The following is an 18,782-nucleotide window of genomic DNA, read 5'->3' on the forward strand; positions in this document are numbered from 1 at the left end:
AACCTTCAACGTGAGGTATGCTTTTCGTGACCAGCGAAGTATTATTCAGGCTGATTCCCTTTCTCCTTGTCTAAATGCGATCAATTATGAGCTCAAAACCAGCCCTCTCTACGAACACTGTGGTGGGTACGAACACTGTGGTGGGACTCCTTCTGATCTGGGGAACTCCCTTGCTGCTGGCCGGGCTGATCCTGCAGCAGACCGCTGCGTTTCGCAATTCCAAAAGTGCAACCTTTGATGAAACCTACTATCTGAGCACCGCTCTGAAGACGGTTCACCAGGGGTTTCTGGACACACGGATCAGTGGGGAAGGCGTTGCGCCGCTGCCGATCATGCTGGATTATCTGCCGGTCGTCTGGAATGAGGAAGGCAGCCTGCGTGAGAATCCCTGGGAAGGTGAAGTCAGTGATCCTGCATTGATCCGACGCGCCCGCGGACTCAATTCGATTCTGGTGGGAATTCCAACGATGTTGGTGGTGTACTGCTGGCTGTACCGACGCCGGGGTTACCTGGCGGCCCTGCTGGGAGGCGCGCTGGTTACCTTTTCCCCGACGATGGAAGCTCACTTTTCCCTGGCCACGACAGATGCCTGCTTTACGCTGATGGCGCTGCTTGCACTGGCGACACTGGTCCGTTACTGGAAACAGCCCGGTGGCTGGAATCTGTTCTGGGTTGCTCTGGCGGTTTCAGTGGCCATCTCGGCGAAGTACTCGGGGATTCTGTTGCTGCCCTGTACCTTGTTGATTGTTGGTCTGGTCGCTCTGCAGAAATGGACCTCATTTTCCAAGGCGGCGGTCTGGTCTCTGGCGAAACGGGTCACACTGGTCTTTGGGATGTTTCTGCTCATGTTCGTTCCGCTGACCTGGGCGCTGCATTTGTTCTCGTTCACGGGACCTTTGAAAAACGTGCCTTATGCCGAAACCCCCGATTACTCTCCCTGGGTCAAGCTGCTCGGTCGGGGCCCGACGGCTCAGAAGATTATGGAAATCGCGCACAATGATATTAAACGGCCTGCTCCCTTTGCGGGTGTGTTGTTTCAGTTCCAGCATAACGAGGCAGGCCATGATGCCTATCTGATGGGGGAACTCTCCAAGAGTGGCTGGTGGTATTTCTTCCCCCTGGCCTGGCTCTGGAAAAGTACACCCGTGGAACTGCTGTTAACGGTGATCAGCCTGTGCCTGCTCCCCTTTCTGTGGGGCGATCTGAAACGGCTGGTGAGGCCCGTTCCCGCTCCTGTTTCTGAACTTCCAGAGGAAGAGCAGCAGACCGATGTCAGTGCACCGACGAGCCATGCGCCGCTGATCTGGGTGCTGGCTGTGGTGGTCTTTATGGGGATGTCGTTGACCAGCCGCTTGAATCTGGGACAACGATACCTGCTGCTCCTCTATCCCCTGCTGTTTATGTTCAGCATCGATCAGATGTGGCGCTGGTTCGAAGGGAAACTGGGCCTGCTGGTGACAGTGTCGGTGGCCTTGATCGGTTTTCAGGTGCAGTCGATTGTTTCGGTTCAACCCAATTATCTGTCCTACTTCAATGATGGAATAGGCGGGCCTCAAGCGGGGCACAAATACCTGCTGGATTCAAACCTTGACTGGGGGCAGGATCTGCCTGCGCTCAAGAAAATTATGGACGAACTGCCTCTCGAAGATCAGAAGAACTCATTGATTTACTACTTCGGGACCGCTCGACCGGATGCATTCGGGATTAAAGCAGCCCCGCTTCATGCCAATCTGGATGCTGATCCAGATCAGTGGAAATACATGATTATCTCGGCGAATCATCTGCAGGGACTGTATGCTCACGGGGAGGATCCCTGTGCTGAGTTCCGGAAGCTGGAACCATTCAAGATGGCCAATTATTCGATTTACGTCTTTGATCTGCAGAGTCCGGAAGCAAAACAGGCTTTGAAGCATTGTCTGAAAATCTATCAGAAATACGAGGACGAGCAGCAGGAAAAATAGAGCGGTTTTCTCTATATGCCTGTTCTGGTGAGATCGATCCTCTCGACTTTTGTTGAGACTATGGTTCCGGCTGTGGTCACCTGTTAGAATAAACGAATCTTAATATGTCGCTGAGACTGTGGTTCGCCTCCTGTTCTAACCAAAGTGGGGACTGCTGTGATAAGACTGCGATTGCCGGGACTGGTTTGCGCTGCGGGCCTGCTCGGATTCTTACTAATGAGCCCGTCCTCTGTTTGCGGAGGCGAGATCGAGTTTAACCGTGATATGCGGCCGATCCTTTCTGATCTCTGTTTTCAGTGTCACGGCCCCGATGCCTCTCAACGCCAGGCTGACCTGCGGCTCGATCAGGAGAGCGGTCTGTTGGGAACCAAGGCTGACCCGGGAGTGGTGGTTCCCGGAAATGCGGCTGAGAGTGAATTATTCAAACGACTCCTGACGACTGACCTGGAACTGGTGATGCCTCCACCGTCGTCTGAGAAGCAGATCACAGCAGACCAGATCGATATCATCAAACGCTGGATCGATGCGGGTGCCCGCTGGCAGAAACACTGGGCCTTTATTCCACCCCGACGCCCCGAGATTCCCCAGGTCAGGCAGCAGGCTTGGGTCCGTAATCCCATCGATGCGTTTGTGCTGGCGCGACTGGAAGCAGAGGGGTTGAAACCCTCTCTCGCAGCCGATCGATCGACGCTGCTCCGCCGACTGAGTCTGGATCTGACCGGTCTACCCCCTGCTCTGGCAGAGCAGGACACGTTTTTTCAGGATGAGTCTCCCGATGCTTACGAACGCCTGGTGGATCGTCTGCTGGCATCACCCCATTATGGCGAGCGGATGGCGCTGGAGTGGCTCGATGCAGCCCGCTTTGCTGATACCAGCGGTTATCAGACCGACGGGGAACGGCATATGTGGCGCTGGCGGGAATGGGTGATCAATGCATTCAACAGCAATAAGCCTTTCGATCAGTTTACCATCGAACAACTGGCCGGCGATCTGCTGCCGAACCCTACGCTGGATCAACTGGTTGCCACCGGTTTCAATCGGAATCATCGGGCCAATTCCGAGGGGGGAATCATCTTTGATGAATACCTGCTGGAATACGCGGTCGACCGGGTTGAGACCACGGGGACGGTCTGGCTGGGACTGACGGTGGGATGCGCGCGCTGTCACGAGCACAAGTACGATCCTGTTTCGCAGAAAGAGTTTTACCAACTGATCGCGTTTTTCAATAACATTCCTGAGCGGGGGCGAGTGATCAAATACGGCAATGCGGCCCCCTTCGTGAAAGCACCGACTGCTGCCCAACAGCAGGAGCTGGAAGCATTGAAACAGCAGATCAGCGGACTGGAACGGAAGCTCAAGTCCGCAGAGCCAGAGTTGAAGCGTCTGCAGAACCAGTGGGAGGCGAAGCAGCCTTCAGCCGACCTGGAGCTCAAATATCCGCAGCAGCACCTGGCCTACCGGATTGACTTTAACGGCGAACTGAAGCTGCAGGTCATTGGTAAGCAGCAGATGGATTACTATGCGAACCGGACGAATGCTTCGAGTGATGTGGAGAGATACGAGCGGGATGGATCGACCAGTCAGGCCCAATACGAGCCGACTGCAGAAGGACAGGCGCTGAAACTCAATGGCACCGAACAGCATGAAGTTAAAGAGTTGAGAGAGCCACAGGGGATCAAACTGGATGGTCAAAAGCCGGTCCATTTGAAAGGAGACGCGAAGCCGATTTTGAGCGACAAAGACCCGTTCTCGGTCGTATTTCAGGTCAACCCTGCTCAGCCAGACGGAACGATTCTGGCATCACTGACACCGAAGCAGGACGAGAGCGGCTTTCGGATCTTTCTCGAAGATGGACGGCTGCAGATCAACGTGGGGCCACGCTGGCTCGACGATGCGGTATTATTGGCAGCCCGCGACAAGCTCAAACTGAACCGTTGGTCGCATGTGGTTCTCACCTATGCCGGGAATTCGCAGGCAGGCGACTTCCAGCTGTATGTCAATGGAGCGCCACAGGAACTGGAGGTCAAACTCGATTATCTGACCGGCGGGTTCGCGTTTCCTGCGCCGTTTGTGTTCGGTGCCTATCACGATCGCGATTACTTTCGCGGGCTGATTGACGATTTCCGAATCTACCGAACGCAGCTGACTCCAGACTGGGTGACCCTCGACCTGGTGCGAGAGTCGGTCCCCGAAATTCTGAAGATTCCTGTCGGCAAACGAAGTGCAGGCCAGCAGCTGAAAGTGTCACGCTATTTCATGACGTATCGGGCGCCGACGGAGTACCGTCTCGCTTTCTTTAATTTGCGGTCTCTGAAAGAAAAACAGTTCGCCTTGGAACGTCGTCTGCCAACCAGCATGGTGATGCGGGAGCAGGATGAAATGCAGCCCACCTTTGTGCTCATGCGAGGCGAATACGACAAACCGGGCGAACAGGTCTCTGCCGACATTCCGGCCAGCCTGGGAACGTTGTCCGCCGACCTTCCCCGCAATCGACTGGGGCTGGCCCGCTGGCTCGTCGATCCGGCGAATCCGTTGACGGCCCGGGTGATCGTGAACCGCTACTGGCAGATGTATTTCGGGAACGGCCTGGTCAAGACGACCGAAGACTTCGGTTCACAGGGTTCCTGGCCAACGCATCCCGAACTGCTCGACTGGCTGGCGACCGAGTTCATTCGCACGGGCTGGGATGTAAAACGGCTGCAGAAGCTGATCGTCACATCCGCGACCTACCGGCAGTCATCGCATGTCTCGCCTGCTTTGTTGAAAGCGGATCCCGAGAATCAGTTACTGGCGCGGGCGGCCCGGTTGCGTCTGCCTGCGGAGATGATTCGCGATCAGGCACTGTCTGTCTCCGGTCTGCTTCGTCCCGAGATCGGTGGGCCTTCGGTCAAACCCTATCAACCTCAAGGAGTCTGGAAGGAGATCGCCAGTCAGGTCTATGAACCGGGTACCGGAGCCGAACTGTATCGCCGGAGTATGTATACCTACTGGAAACGCACCGTGCCTCCCCCGACGATGGCGACCTTCGATGCGCCGTCCCGGGAGACCTGCATCGTCAAACGTTCGCGGACCAATACGCCGCTGCAGGCTCTCGCGCTGCTCAATGATGTGACCTATGTCGAGGCGTCCCGCAAGCTGGCCGAGCGGATGCTCAAACTAAAAGTCCAGACGCCGGCGGAACGGATTCGTTTCGCGATGCGGGTTGTGCTGGCGCGTGAGCCGAGCGACCGCGAGCTGGATATCTTTCTTAAAGGATGGGAGCGTTACCACAGCCGTTTTGCAGCGCAGCCTGAAGCGGCGCGGAAGTTCCTCGACGTGGGTGAGTCGCGGTCGGCGATTCAGTACGATCCCGCGGAGCACGCCGCTTACACGGTGATTGCCAGTCTGATATTAAACCTGGACGAGACCATTAACAGGGAATAACCAATGCAGAACATGACAGATCAACTGACAATGCAGGTCAATCGCCGGTCATTTCTGCGCCAGAATACCGCCGGTGTGGGGCTGGCGGCACTCGCGACGCTGCTTCAGGAATCACAGGCAGAAAATCTGCGGGCGGCTGAACCAAAGCCGACTGTTACCAGCGGTCTGCACTTTCCGGCACGGGCGAAACGGGTGATCTACCTGAGTCAGTCGGGGGCACCTTCGCAGCTCGATCTGTTCGACTATAAACCGGGCCTGAAGAAGTTTCACAAGACAGAACTCCCAGATTCGATCCGCCAGGGCCAGCGGCTGACGGGGATGACCTCCGGCCAGAAGAGCTTTCCGATCGCTGCGTCGATGTTCAAGTTCGCCCAGCTGGGAGAGTCCGGCACCTGGATGAGCGAACTGCTGCCGCACACCGCGAAAATTGCCGACGAGATCTGCGTGGTCAAATCGCTGTTCACCGAAGCCATCAACCACGATCCCGCGATTACGTTTCTGCAGACCGGCAGTATTCAGGCGGGACGCCCCAGTATGGGGTCGTGGATATCATATGGACTGGGGAGCGAGAACCGGGATCTGCCGACGTTTGTGGCGTTGACTTCAGGAGCCGGCGGACAGCCTCTGTATGATCGTCTCTGGGGGAGCGGGTTTCTGCCCACGAAACATCAGGGAGTGAAGTTCCGACGTTCCAGTGATCCGGTGCTGTTTCTCTCGAATCCGCCGGGGATCGACTCCGAGCTGCGACGCGAGATGCTGGATGAACTGGGAACGCTGAATCGGATCGCGCTGGAGGAAAAAGGTGATCCCGAAATCGCGACCCGCATCTCCCAGTACGAACTTGCGTTTCGGATGCAGACTTCGGTTCCGGAACTGGCCGATCTGTCGCAGGAATCAGCCGAGACCTTTGACCTCTACGGAGAACAGGCGAAACAACCGGGCACGTACGCCGCGAACTGTCTGCTGGCCCGGCGTCTGGCAGAACGGGGCGTGCGGTTCATTCAACTATATCACCGGGGCTGGGATCATCATCTCAACCTGCCCAGTAAGATTAAGCAGCTGACCGGAGAGACCGACCAGGCGACGGCGGCGTTGATTCTTGATCTCAAACAACGGGGCATGCTGGATGACACGCTGGTGGTCTGGGCGGGAGAATTTGGTCGGACCGTTTACTGCCAGGGAACGCTCACCGCGTCGAATTATGGCCGCGATCATCACCCGCGGTGTTTCACAGTCTGGGCTGCGGGCGGCGGAATGAAACCCGGGATGACCTACGGGGCGACCGACGACTTCAGTTATAACATCACCGAAAACCCGCTGCCCGTGCATGACTTGAATGCGACGATCCTGCACTGCCTGGGGATCGATCACAAAAAACTGACGTTCAAATTCCAGGGCCGCGACTACCGCCTGACCGACGTGCACGGAAACGTGGCACAGCCTCTGTTGAGTTAACCTCTTGCTGCTCCATCAATAATCAGCTGGAGTCCAAGCCTCAGTCAGCCGATTCTGAAAAATGCGGGAACTTGACTGTGCCGACATGCGTCATTGAGTGAGACCGTCGCCGGCTCTGCCGGGACGCTGCATCGCAATTCACTATCTGACAAGGAGTTCAAGAGATGAAACGCTGGTCTGTTCCTCTGTTGATCGTGCTGGTTGTCGTCAGTCTGGTTTCCAACAGCTTGTGGAGTGCGCCTGAGGCGGAGTCGGAACAGGACAAAGTGCAGGCTCTGCTGAAACGCATCGAACAACTGGAGCAGCGGGTTGAGCAACTGGAAGGGACCCGCCCGCAGACGATCATGCCGACATATCCCCAGGTGCAGTTGCGAGATTTGCAGCAGAACGTGACTCCTCCAGCTACGATTCCTCCGGGCTGGAAAGAGCAGCAGATTAACGGGATGAAATATTACATCGTCCCGCTCCAGTCATCCCAGGTGGAAAGCGACATCAAAAGCGTTGCCCCCAGGCTGCCTCGGAAGGCGGATCCAATCCGGTAAAATCGGTACTATCGATGCGTTGTGGATACGTCCGGGGAGACGGGCGTCTACCAGCTCTGCAAATCGGTGAAACTGGCAAGAATCTAATAGGAATTGCCCCCGGGGGCGATTAAGATGGCAGAATGATCACCGTTTCATGATTTTGCCTCCCTGATATTGCCGCACCAAAGACGATGACAGCTCCCGTTTCTCGACCAGCCAACAGTATGAGCATGCGGATTCTCGTCTGGGGAACTCCCCTGTTCTTCTCCCTGTTGATCCTCGTACAGACTGGTGCCTTTCGCACGGTGAAAAGCCCGACTTTTGACGAGACGTTTTACCTGAGTGCAGCCCTGCAGACAGTACATCAGGGGGAACTGGATCAGCGTCTGCCTCGCAAGGGAGTGGCACCGCTGCCGATTCTGTTGAATTACTATCCGGCAGTCTGGGCCACCGGTGGCGTTTCGCGCGCCTTTATCTGGAAGGGGGAACTGACCGATCCTCCGCTGATCAACCGGGCCCGATTGATGAATGCTCTGCTGGTCGGTATTTCCAGCATGCTCGTAGTATATCTGTGGCTGTATCGACGTCGGGGATACCTGGCCGGATTACTGGGGGCGGCTCTGCTGGTGTTCTCGCCAGTGATGCTGGCTCATTTTTCTCTGGCCACGACGGACTCCTGTTTTACGCTGATGGCACTGCTCGCCCTGGCGGCTTTGACCGGCTACTGGAAACGCCCGCTGATCCGTACCCTGTTCTGGGTAGCATTGACGGTAGCACTGGCGATTTCCGCCAAGTACTCGGGTATTTTTCTACTGCCATGCGTGCTGGTTGTGGTCATCCTGGCGGCAGCACAGCAGCAGCTTAAGGGGGTTTCCCCGTCACAGCTGTGGAAGTTGTGTCAGCGTGTGATTGTTGTATTTACGCTGTTTTTGTTGCTGATGATTCCATTCACCTGGGCCTTTCATCTGTTCGCTTTCGCGGGACCGTTGAAAGCGGTTCCCTATGCCCGCACGCAGGACGATTCACCCTGGATCCGCATTCTCGGCCGCGGCACTACGGCGCAGAAGATCATGGAACTTGCTCACCGCGAGCTCCAAAGTCCGGCTCCCCTGTGGGGCATTCTGCATCAGATCGAACACAACTCGGAGGGACACCCGGCGTATCTCCACGGCGAGGTCTCTCTGGATGGGTGGTGGTATTATTTCCTGCTGGTCTGGCTCTGGAAAAGCACGCCGGTCGAACTGGTCTTCACCGTGCTGACACTGATTCTGATTCCCTTTTTGTGGCAGCCTGCCAGGAAAAATCTGCTGCCCATTTTAGCCCGGGATCAGACCGAAGCGCCCTCCACTGAAGACGAAACCTCAGAGACCGCGCCTACGCCACACGCGCCCTGTGTCTGGTTGCTGGCGGGAGCGGTACTGCTAACACTGGCGTTGATGAGCCGATTGAATCTGGGGCAACGTTACCTGCTGATTTTCTATCCGCTGTTGATTCTGTTTACCGTCGATCAGATCTGGCCCTGGCTGCAGAAGAAGAAAGCAGTGCTCTACCTGTTTTGTGGCGGTTGTATCCTGTTTCAGATTATTGCGCTGCAGACTGTCAGGCCACACTACCTGTCGTATTTCAATCGACTCGCCGGCGGTCCCGAGTCGGGCTATCAGTACCTGCTCGATTCCAATCTGGACTGGGGACAGGATCTGCCCGCGGCCAGAGCGGCCCTGGAGGAACTTTCCCCCGCAGACCGGGAACGTTGTCTGATCTGCTATTTTGGCACCGCGTTGCCGGAATCGTATGGGATTAAAGCCTTCAATATGCGGGAGCGGATGCCGACCAATCCTGAAGATTGGAAGTATCTTGTGATCTCGGCCAACTATCTGCAAGGTCTGTATTCCGGGAAAGACCCTTATCAGGATTTTCGTTCGCTGATTCCCCTGAAGCGGGTCGGTTACTCCATGTTCCTGTTTGACCTGCAGAGCCCCGAAGCCCGGCAGGCCCTCGAGACGGTGATTCAGGTCAGCATCGAAATGCGGAAAGAGTACGAGCAACGAGTCAAAGCACAATCGCAGGCAGAGGAAGACGAGCCGGGGCAGCGCTGACGGTAGACTGGTGGAATCCACTTAATCTTCGCTCGCGTGCTCCCGTACACTCTCATCCGGACTGCGGGGTGGTTATACTGTCGGCTGGCCCTTTGGGGCTGAGAACTTACCAGATCAGCACGCAGGCGACAGGCAAACATGCTTGAAAAAATGCCTGCAACAGGACACCGATAGAGACCCATGGAACTGACCCCGACCGAACTCAAACGCCTCGACGACCAGACGCTGCTCATCACCTGGAGCGACGGACAGCGGAAACGCTATGCTGTCTCTGACCTGCGTAAGGCTTGCCCCTGTGTGATGTGTCGCAATGAACGCAAGGCGGCCGAACACGCTCCCCAGCAGCTGACAATTCTGGCCCCGACCGAACTGGCACCGCTCAAGATCGACCGCATGGCACTGGCGGGAAACTACGCCTACCGCATCACCTTCAGCGATGGCCACAACACGGGCCTGTTTACCTTCGAGCACCTGCGTCAGCTGGGTGAAGTGGTTGAGTAGGCCTCAGTCCTGCTTCTGCCATTTCAGGGTGGTTAAATCGAGTTCGTAGACGTCTGGATTCTCCACTTGATCTGTCTCTTCAGCCGGGGTCGCGAGTTGCTGAGTGCCCCCCTCCACGCGGATGACATTCCGCTGTGGATCGTAGTTGGCGCGGTGCCGAAAGATCCAGCCGGGGTTTGTCCCTGTGGTCTCCAGTTTTTCAATCTGCCAGGTGTCTGTCTTGAGGCGGTAAACGGGCGTCTGACCTGTCACGCGCTGTTCCGAATATCCCAGACAGCCGATGAGGTAGATTTCGTCTTTGACCAGGGTGGCCGAGTGGAAGTCGGTGGGAGGGAAGACCGCTTGGGGGTAACCATAGATTTCAAAGTTTCCCTGGCCGTCGTGGACCACGACATCATTGTAAATGTAAAAGTCCGGATCGTAATAATCTTCGTGCTCACCGCCGACCTGCACGTAGCGGCCATCGGGCAGTTTCGTCAGGGATGAGCCGAAGCGGTCAAAACACCAGACGGCTCCCGGTTTATTAAAGTCTTTTTTATCTTTGAAGTGTTCGCGTGCGAGATAGGCGTTCTTGCCGGAGCGAATCATGTCGTCCCAGAACGGGTTGTTCATTCGCTGGGGATTGGTTGCGCCGAAGCGGGGCACTTTCCACTGCTGGTAGTCTGCGGGAGTGGCGCGAAATTCTGCTGAATCATCCAGCTTGAGCAGGTGCCGTTTCATTTCCTTAGAGGTCTGGCTCAGGTTGTCGCCGGCTGCCAGGAAGAGGTCCAGGATTTCGAGATTGTAAACATCTTCAATGACCGGGTAGAGATAAGGTTCGATTTCCTGTTCGGAACTCTCTTCCGCCTCTGGCCCCAGTGTCTCTTTCAGTGACTGCTGCCATTCTTCTCTGGTCATCTGGCCTTCGAGTTCTTTGGGCATTTTGAGCTGTGAGAAGTCGATGGGCTCCTGCGTGTAGCGAATGACCTTGAGCGGGTATTTGGGGTGATAGCCCCGATCCACGCCCCGGTCCAGCAACAGACGGACCCCTTCGACGAACTCTTCCTGCACGGCGCGGCGGAGGGCCGTGTTATTGAAGTCATCAGCCAGTTCGGGGTCGGCCCCCTGCTCCAGCAGCAGTCTGGTTTTCTCAAGGTCCTTAGCTTCCAGTGCGACCATCAATGCGGTTTCGCCAACGTGTCCGGGGGCATTGATATCGACGCCGCTCTGCAGTTGCTGTCGGATCTCGTCCGGTGTTCCCTGTTTGACGATCTGATGAAATTCCAGTACGGCTGCCTGTGGTTGCTGCACCTGTTGAGGCTCCTGTGGGGGATCTGCACATCCGGTAAGACACATCAGCAGACACGACACCAGGCAGGCGTTCGCGGTTCGTAAGCAAAGTAAAGCGAGTGGAAATTGCATCAGAATCACGGGGATCTCGTTAAGGAATCAGGAGCGCCGGGAGGCAGCATTATACGGCGGTCTGCTAGGGCTTCTCAAGTTCCTCGTCCGAGATAAACGAGCCGCCGCGGATCAGTTTATTCTGGCCGTTGCGATGGTCGATGATCTGCGTTTCGATGATCCCCTTCTCGCCGTCATCCGTTGTGACAGGCAGGCCTTGCGGGAGGTCCAGCGCATCAATAGTGAAGGTGGCGGCAGGGATTTTCTGGTTGACTTTAAGCCATTTCAATCGCATGGTGACGTGATGATCGATCCAGCGATTGGTGGATTCATACTGCACCGGCACCCAGACTTTTGAACGTTTCTGCCAGGTGACCTTGTTCTCAATGACGGGGGTGGACTTAAATTGCGGGGGCATGCCCGACTTAATAAAGAAGCGGTAACTGACGGGCGTGTATCCTTGTGCCGGGTCGAATTGCAGAATGAGCTTAGTGTCTTTTGGGTTGTTCTTGTTCAGGGTGACTTCCGTGAGACCCGCGGCGGTGGACTCGATCTGTTCCGCTTGATATTGCTTTAACCATTCTACGAGATCGGGAAGGAAAAAGTGTTCTCGACGTTTACGGGTTTGGGTCTGCATCAGTTCCGCAGTTTTAACCAGTCCCAGCACGCGGACATCGAATGGGGAATAATAGCCGCCCGGGTGCGCGTCCGGCTCATAAATGCGTACGCTGGTTCGATTCCTTTCGGTGTGAATGCTCATCTCCGGCGTGCGGATCCACGTTGATAGTGAGGTTTGAATCTCCGGTTTCTCTTCGTATCGCAACAGCGGCTGTTTGACTGTCTGATCAAAGCGGACTTTCTGGAACCGGTCGGCAAACCAGCACTCTGCGTCAAAGAGAATTGTGGCTTCTTCCGGTTGCGTTTTGGGAAAGGAAATGCGCGTCGTCGCCTGGAAATGCCCCGCTTGCAGCTGCAGGCGTTGTTGAATCATGCGTTCCACCAGCGTGTGCCACTGTTGTTGCACAGGGGGCGCTGTTTGCGTTTTCGGCTCCGCGGTCTGAGCTGAGGTCAGCAGCATACCAGACCAGAGGCAGGCGAACAGACAACAGCCGCGGAGTGCAGGTAACAGGTTCATCGGCGTCTCCCTTCACTGGTTGAGTGGAACGCGATAGCATCGCGCTATCGGATAGTGTACTATAGGTTATGTGTCGAAATAAAGCCGTAAACCTTCGAATCTGAAATCACAACGGGAGCCCTGCGATGGGAACCGCGGGTGATGCCGGGGGATGAACCGTGAGCTTGTCCTGGACCATGACTATTGATCAGAATGGGCACACAGAATCCGTACTTAATTTAAATTACAGAGATCAATCGAACGGAAGAGACTATGGCCGGACTGGCAGACCGCTTACCGATGCTCGTTGAACTGCTTAGTGAGGATCGGGACATCGTACGGGCAAACGCAGCCGATCAGAAAAAGGACTGGAATGGCAGTTGCAGCAGCACGTTGGCCAGCGACTTGCGCTTCTTTGCGATCGCCGATTATTTTCTGAAGCACGACATCGCTTCGTTTCAATCTCAACTTTCAGAGGCGGTCGAAATCAGGATTGAGATGTTCGCCCGTTCGGACAAAGGAGAGCCCATTGACGGTTCTTATCTGACAATGCTCTGTTACAAATCGTTGTTCGATGCCCTGGCGGCCTGTGACATGAATCGTGCCAAACAGTTGGCGGCACATCTCGGCCGACGCGTTGAACTGGAGCGCGAACATGACCATCCGTTTGATTATACGCTCGGTTACACTCTGCGTGCCTTCGTGTTGCGCGATCAGGAGCAGATGCAGGAATGGACTCCGAAATTCGTGGATCAGTGTCATAAGTCGAAAATGACGGATTTCCTGGGGTATGGTGCTGTCTTTCAGGCGCTCATCAGTCGAGATACAGCGGGCGTGAATGACGGACTGGCGAACATCGTCCAGGGACATCAGAAACAGTCGAAAGGGAGCGGCATCTTCGTGAGCACTGACGATGAACTACTCTGCGTGTGGGGGCTGGGGCTGGCCAATCTGGCGCGGGCACACGGAATTCCGTCCGAAGCCGTTCCGCCACTGATTCCCCGGGAATTGTTGAGTCCGGTGAATCGCAGGTTGGAGTAACTGTTATCAAACGTTGTTCAACCTGTCTGAGAATCATTCTAGAATAAGTCACAACATGGGTCACTCAGTTATCGAATTTCAGGGACAACAGCTGCGGTTGCACGACTCGAAAGTCAGGTGCGTTTATGAGGGGCTGCTCTATGAACGCGACCGACTGGGGGAACGCGACCGACTGGGTGCGGCGGAACTGCCCCGCAATGTGAACCGGTTATTTGACCGCTGGGAGTCAGAGCGGAATGGTCTGTTTCAGGCTCCGGGCTGTATCGACCTGGAACTGGATGACTGCCTGCAGGATCCCGAGGATGTCGTGGCCTGTCTGAAACTTGTAGATCAGCTGGAAGTCCACATTCGGGGGCTCAGCCTTCCGGTGCCTGGCGTTTTTGCCGATATGAAAGAGCTGCTGGAATTTCGCGAAATTGTCCCGTTCTTCGAACCGCAGAAAATTATGTTGCCTGTACTCAAGCAGTTTCGAGAACTCTTGCAGCAGAGGCCAGGCTTATGAGCAGCTACGACTGACGTGGGAACTGCGGGCGATGCCGGGGGATGAACCGTGAGCTTGTCCTGGGGCATGACTATTGATCAGAATGGGCGCACAGAACCCGTACTTAATTTGAATTACAGAGATCAATCGAACGGAAGAGACTATGGCCGGACTGGCAGACCGCTTACCGATGCTCGTTGAACTGCGTAGTGAGAATCGGGAAATCGTACGGGCAAATGCAGCCGATCCCAAAAAGGACTGGAACGGCAGTTGCAGCAGCACGCTGGCCAGCGGCTTGCGTTTCTTTGCGATCGCCGATTATTTTCTGAACCACGACATCGCTTCGTTTCAATCTCAACTTTCAGAAGCGGTCAAAATCAGGATTGAGATGTTCGCACGTTCGGACAAAGGAGAGCCCATTGACGGTTCATATCTGACAATGCTCTGTTACAAATCGTTGTTCGATGCGCTGGCGGCCTGTGACATGAATCGTGCCGAACAGTTGGCGGCACATCTCGGCGGACGCACTGAACTGGAGCGCGAACATGACCATCCGTTTGATTACACGCTCGGTTACACTCTGCTTGCCTTCGTGTTGCACGATCAGGAGCAGATGCAGGAATGGACTCCGAAATTCGTGGATCAGTGTCATAAGTCGAAAATGACGGATTTCCTGGGGTATGGTGCTGTCTTTCAGGCGCTGATCAGTCAAGATACAGCGGCGGTGAATGACGGACTGGCGAGCATCGTCCAGGGACATCAGAAACAGTCGAAAGGGAGCGGTATCTTCGTGAGCACTGACGATGAACTACTCTGCGTGTGGGGGCTGGGGATGGCCAATCTGGCACGGGCACACGGAATTCCCTCCGAAGCCGTTCCGCCACTGATTCCCCGGGAATTGCTGAGTCCGGTGAATCGCAGGTTTGAGTAACTATATTGCGCTTTGCGTGGTGCTTGGACTTCCCTGATCGAGACTGGGTTGTGTTTTGGGATACGAATGTGTACTTGTGTTGTTATGGCAGAAACCATCGTCTTGAAACTTTTTTACTTTTGAGGCCGAGCTTATGAGTAGTCCCGGGTATATCATCGCCCTGGTGATCACCTGCGTGGTGGTTGGGTTGATTCATATCTTTGGTTTTAAATCCCGAAGACAGGCCATCCGGATCCGTCGCGGCCAGATCATCTCTCCCAAAAAGAGTTATGAAATCCACGCCTGGTGCACGAACAAAGACGCGCGGGGCTTCATTCCGAATCGCCTGGCGAAATATGGCTACGAGGTGTTTATGGTTACCCCTTCTTACGACCGACCCGGAGATTTTACGTTCGCCGTGCGGGGCCCGAGTCTGAAAAAACTGATGAGATTACTTAATGAAGATGCCGACTTTGAAGTGGTGTAGTGCGACAGCGGAAGTGTTTCGGGATTAGACGACGCAAGCAAAGGAGACGAATATGGGGGCGAGTGGCTGGGTTGCTTATTGTGCGTATGAGTCTGATGTGGCGCGGGCGTTTCAGCAGTTGCGGCAGGCGGTGTTTGAGCGTCGCGACTATTCGCTGCCGGGGGATCTGCTGGATGGGCTCGACGATGCAACGTTGAATCAGAGTGCGCCGCCGACGCAGGATTTGCAGAAGCTGCTCAAGATCAGTCAGGCCCTGGACCAGGCGCTGGGCGGCATGGGGTTTGATACGAAAGATACTGAGAAGCAGACGCGGTCGGTCGAGAAGCTGCTCGGCAAAATGGAGCAGCACGGCTTCGCTTCCGCCGCCCGGGAGACGCTCCAGCCATCGCAGACGCCTCCGCCGGCCTCGATTGATGAGTTACTCGAACAGTGCGCGGAAGCCGGCACGCATTCGCTGCTGGACATCGACCATCTCTCCCCCACCCCGGAGCCGGGTGCCGCGACCCCGCTGAGCGAGGCAGACCTGCAGACCCTGTTCGGTACCACCACGCCCGCGAAAGCCGCTGTGGAAACCGCCGTCACGGCGGGAACGCTGCACGACCACTGCGCCCGCTGGCAGGCGGTTTACTGCGCGGTGTATGCGGAGGGGACGCCGGTGGAATATGTGTTTGTGGGGGTGAGCGGGGATTAGGGGGGGCTGATGTATTTTTATTTTATATCCGAATGAGTATTAATTATTACGACATCGGAAATGCGAACTTCTAAGAAAGAAATCTTGTCTTGGTCTAATAGATCTATCGTGGGTAAATGGGAATGTGCCAAAAGATTGTATGATTTGTTTTCTGTTAAATTCTTTAATTCATTCTCGGGATAAAATAGAGACTAGTTTCTGGAGTCTGAAAAATGCTGGGATTACAAGAGTATCTAGACAAGTTCTTGAAAAAGAATAATCTCATAGTGGCACTACTCAGAAGAGGTTTAACTAAACGTTTAGATGATATAGGGCTGGATCTGAAGACTGCTCAGCTAGATCAACTTATCGAATATATCTTAAGTGATGGTAGCCAACCAATTGATCTGAACTTTAATGACGACGATTTATACAAATTTAGTTGTTCTAATCAAAAAGAAGTTGAAGAAAAAATAGATGCGGTCATCCATGACTTAATTAATACTAACGAGATCGAAGATGAAATCCTTGAAGTTGAGAATGATCATCTTCAGTCATTGATTGATGAAACATCTTCTGTCCTTCTTGCATCCCTTAAAAATGAATCTCATGAGATGTTGAAAGGAAGGCGGGAATGTCGCGATAGATTTTCAAATAAAGTCACAGAAGTATGGGGGGAAGCTATAGGACTACTTGAGATGTTGTTTGTGATTGCATCTGAGTCAGTTGAAAATTATTTTGATCATTTCATCGAAGACTCATCGACTGATCGAAAACAACTACTCGACATTTTAGTTCGACTTCATGCAAGATCTTGCCAAATTACATCAGAGATACTGTTACTTTTACGAAACGGTTATGCTGATGGAGCACATGCTAGGTGGAGGTCACTACATGAAGTTGTATGCACGGCACTCTTTTTATCTCAAGGAGATCAAGATCTACTCGAGCGATACTTACTCCATGAGAAAATAGAATCATACAAGGCAGCGTTACAATACCGAGAGTACAGCGAACGTTTGAGTGTAGAGGAGATTACTGATCTCGAATTCGAAGAATTAAAGCAGAAGAGAGATGAACTCCTTACAAGGTATGGGAAAAGTTTCAATAGTACATACGGTTGGGCATCTGATGCGTTAGCAAAAAAAGCACCTACATTCGCTGATATTGAGTTTAGAGTTAAATTGGATCATTTGAGGCCTTACTACAGACTGGCTAGCCACAATATTCATGCTAATTCAAAAGGGATCACTGTGAAACTCGGCTGGGGTCTAGCAAACGATGAATATTTATTGGCTGGTCCAAGTATATATGGTCTTTGTGAAGCAGGACATTCAACAAGCATATCCTTAGTGCAGATTTCTATTGCTATTCTTACTTTGATTCCATCATTTGATTTTCATGTTATTTCCCAGTTGCTGTTGTTGTTGGAAAAAGAAGTAGGAGAAGCTTTCTTGTCTGCTCATCAAGAGTTAAACGAGAAAGCGAATTCAATGTAATAATGATTATATCCATGGATGAAGTTGTTAAACATTTTGTACAACGGCAGTGTTTTATTGTCGACATGCGTGAATGCTACCCACTGGTGTCTACTTAATAGTCATAATTGATATCTCCTTTCCCTGGTCTATGCCGACCGGTATGATTTCTGGTTGCGTGCGCTGGTGCGTGGTTTTTCTGAGAACCGGGGGACCGGTCGTTCTGGGTAGGCGGCGCGTTTCTGCCTGAGACGTTTCAACCGGGGCTAAGGCCCTGCGGCTAATGTCTTTTGTGTGGCCCGTGTTGCTGAGTATCGGGGGGACGGTAGAGCAGCGGCTACTTGTGATGATTGCCCTGGTGCGTTTTTCTGGGTTGTGATTCGATCGGCGGGCAGGCACACAGGCCTGCCCCTACTTTATTGTGTGCCAAATATTGTCATCCAAGGCTGGTTGTGGATTCATGATGCTGGAATGTAGAGTGGAGCAATTGCTGGTTGCTGAACCTGGGGCGTCTCGTGATATAATATGAGTGGCACTGTCTTGCTTTCGGATTCGCAAAATCCGTGTGCGTACCGGGATTCGTTGCTCTGTGATGAAACCAGTTCCAGTGATTCGAGGGGCTCATTATGTCTTACTCGCAATTTGTCGTTTTTTTGTGGGTCATCACTCCTTCGTTTATACTGGCTTTCCTGATTCGAAGTATTCAACGTTCTCAGAAACAGAATTCACGTCTTCAATATTTGTATCCTTTTGTATTGGGATTGTTGTGGGGGGCTCTCATGTTTTACTGGGATGGACTCACTGAGAATCTTGTGGAATCACTGTTGAAAGCCTGCCAGACATTTCTAGTGCTGTTTTTCATTTCTCTACCGGCTTCAATGACCGTATATCTCAAGGACAGACCTGACTGGCTGGTGCCTGTCGTTATTTTCACTCTGCTGACTACCATCGTGCTGACAATTCCCAGCATATCCTGATGTCTGAAGAATTGACCTGACCGGCTTCTGTTTACATTGAACTGGTGCCTGCTGAGTACTGGTCGATATCCCCCTTCCCTGGTCTGTGCCGATCGGTATGATTTCTGGTTGCGTGCGCTGGTTCTTGGTTTTTCTGAGAACCAGGGGGGCGGTCGTGTCTGTGTATGTGCGCGTTTCTGCCTGAGACGTTTCAACCGAGGCTAAGGCCCTGCGGCTGATGTCTTTTGTGTTGTCCGTGTTGCTGAGTATCGGAGAGGCGGTAGAGCAGCGGCTACTGGTGATGT

Annotated in this window: 14 protein-coding genes; 12 read left to right on the forward strand and 2 right to left on the reverse strand. The window is 53.9% G+C overall.

Annotated features, from left to right (window positions below):
• Nucleotides 1-86: 86 nt before the first annotated feature.
• The 6 genes from HG66A1_RS13095 (at nt 87) to HG66A1_RS13120 (ending at nt 9,960) form a co-directional block, all read left to right on the forward strand.
• A complete protein-coding gene (locus HG66A1_RS13095; RefSeq protein ID WP_197997129.1) occupies nt 87-1,961 on the forward strand; it encodes an ArnT family glycosyltransferase in 1,875 nt (624 codons plus the stop codon).
• Between the two features lie 216 nt (nt 1,962-2,177).
• A complete protein-coding gene (locus HG66A1_RS13100) occupies nt 2,178-5,384 on the forward strand; it encodes a DUF1553 domain-containing protein (RefSeq protein WP_145184404.1) in 3,207 nt (1,068 codons plus the stop codon).
• A gap of 3 nt (nt 5,385-5,387) precedes the next feature.
• The gene (locus HG66A1_RS13105) at nt 5,388-6,839 is read left to right on the forward strand and encodes a DUF1501 domain-containing protein (protein ID WP_145184407.1); all 1,452 of its coding nucleotides are present in this window, start codon (nt 5,388-5,390) and stop codon (nt 6,837-6,839) included.
• 164 nt (nt 6,840-7,003) lie between these two features.
• Nucleotides 7,004-7,381 carry a hypothetical protein gene (locus tag HG66A1_RS13110; RefSeq protein WP_145184410.1) on the forward strand — a complete coding sequence of 126 codons (378 nt, stop codon included), beginning with the start codon at nt 7,004-7,006 and terminating at the stop codon, nt 7,379-7,381.
• 173 nt (nt 7,382-7,554) lie between these two features.
• The gene (locus tag HG66A1_RS13115; protein WP_145184413.1) at nt 7,555-9,459 is read left to right on the forward strand and encodes a phospholipid carrier-dependent glycosyltransferase; all 1,905 of its coding nucleotides are present in this window, start codon (nt 7,555-7,557) and stop codon (nt 9,457-9,459) included.
• A gap of 180 nt (nt 9,460-9,639) precedes the next feature.
• Nucleotides 9,640-9,960: a DUF971 domain-containing protein gene (locus HG66A1_RS13120; RefSeq protein WP_145184417.1), complete on the forward strand. Its 321-nt coding sequence runs from the start codon at nt 9,640-9,642 to the stop codon at nt 9,958-9,960.
• Nucleotides 9,961-9,963: 3 nt separating this feature from the next.
• Here HG66A1_RS13120 and HG66A1_RS13125 read toward each other — a convergent pair whose 3' ends face one another.
• The gene (locus HG66A1_RS13125) at nt 9,964-11,250 is read right to left on the reverse strand and encodes an ankyrin repeat domain-containing protein (RefSeq protein WP_197997130.1); all 1,287 of its coding nucleotides are present in this window, start codon (nt 11,248-11,250) and stop codon (nt 9,964-9,966) included.
• A 175-nt stretch (nt 11,251-11,425) separates the two neighbouring features.
• Nucleotides 11,426-12,475, reverse strand: coding sequence for a hypothetical protein (locus HG66A1_RS13130; protein ID WP_145184423.1), 1,050 nt, complete (start codon nt 12,473-12,475; stop codon nt 11,426-11,428).
• Between the two features lie 252 nt (nt 12,476-12,727).
• On the opposite strand from HG66A1_RS13130, the gene HG66A1_RS13135 reads away from it, so the two are divergent.
• From HG66A1_RS13135 to HG66A1_RS13160, 6 genes are all read left to right on the forward strand, one after another.
• On the forward strand, nt 12,728-13,495 hold the full coding sequence (locus tag HG66A1_RS13135) for a hypothetical protein (RefSeq protein WP_145184426.1): 768 nt from the start codon (nt 12,728-12,730) through the stop codon (nt 13,493-13,495).
• 55 nt (nt 13,496-13,550) lie between these two features.
• A complete protein-coding gene (locus HG66A1_RS13140; RefSeq protein ID WP_145184429.1) occupies nt 13,551-13,997 on the forward strand; it encodes a hypothetical protein in 447 nt (148 codons plus the stop codon).
• Nucleotides 13,998-14,139: 142 nt separating this feature from the next.
• The gene (locus tag HG66A1_RS13145) at nt 14,140-14,907 is read left to right on the forward strand and encodes a hypothetical protein (RefSeq protein WP_145184433.1); all 768 of its coding nucleotides are present in this window, start codon (nt 14,140-14,142) and stop codon (nt 14,905-14,907) included.
• Between the two features lie 133 nt (nt 14,908-15,040).
• Entirely contained in the window at nt 15,041-15,373 is a 333-nt protein-coding gene (locus tag HG66A1_RS13150) for a hypothetical protein (RefSeq protein WP_145184436.1), read from the forward strand.
• Nucleotides 15,374-15,425: 52 nt separating this feature from the next.
• Nucleotides 15,426-16,064 (forward strand): hypothetical protein, encoded by a 639-nt coding sequence (locus tag HG66A1_RS13155; RefSeq protein WP_145184439.1) that lies wholly within the window; start codon nt 15,426-15,428, stop codon nt 16,062-16,064.
• Between the two features lie 212 nt (nt 16,065-16,276).
• Entirely contained in the window at nt 16,277-17,542 is a 1,266-nt protein-coding gene (locus HG66A1_RS13160; RefSeq protein ID WP_145184442.1) for a DUF5677 domain-containing protein, read from the forward strand.
• Nucleotides 17,543-18,782 lie beyond the last annotated feature (1,240 nt).

The organism is Gimesia chilikensis, assembly GCF_007744075.1.
In the GTDB taxonomy this organism is placed as follows: domain Bacteria; phylum Planctomycetota; class Planctomycetia; order Planctomycetales; family Planctomycetaceae; genus Gimesia; species Gimesia chilikensis_A.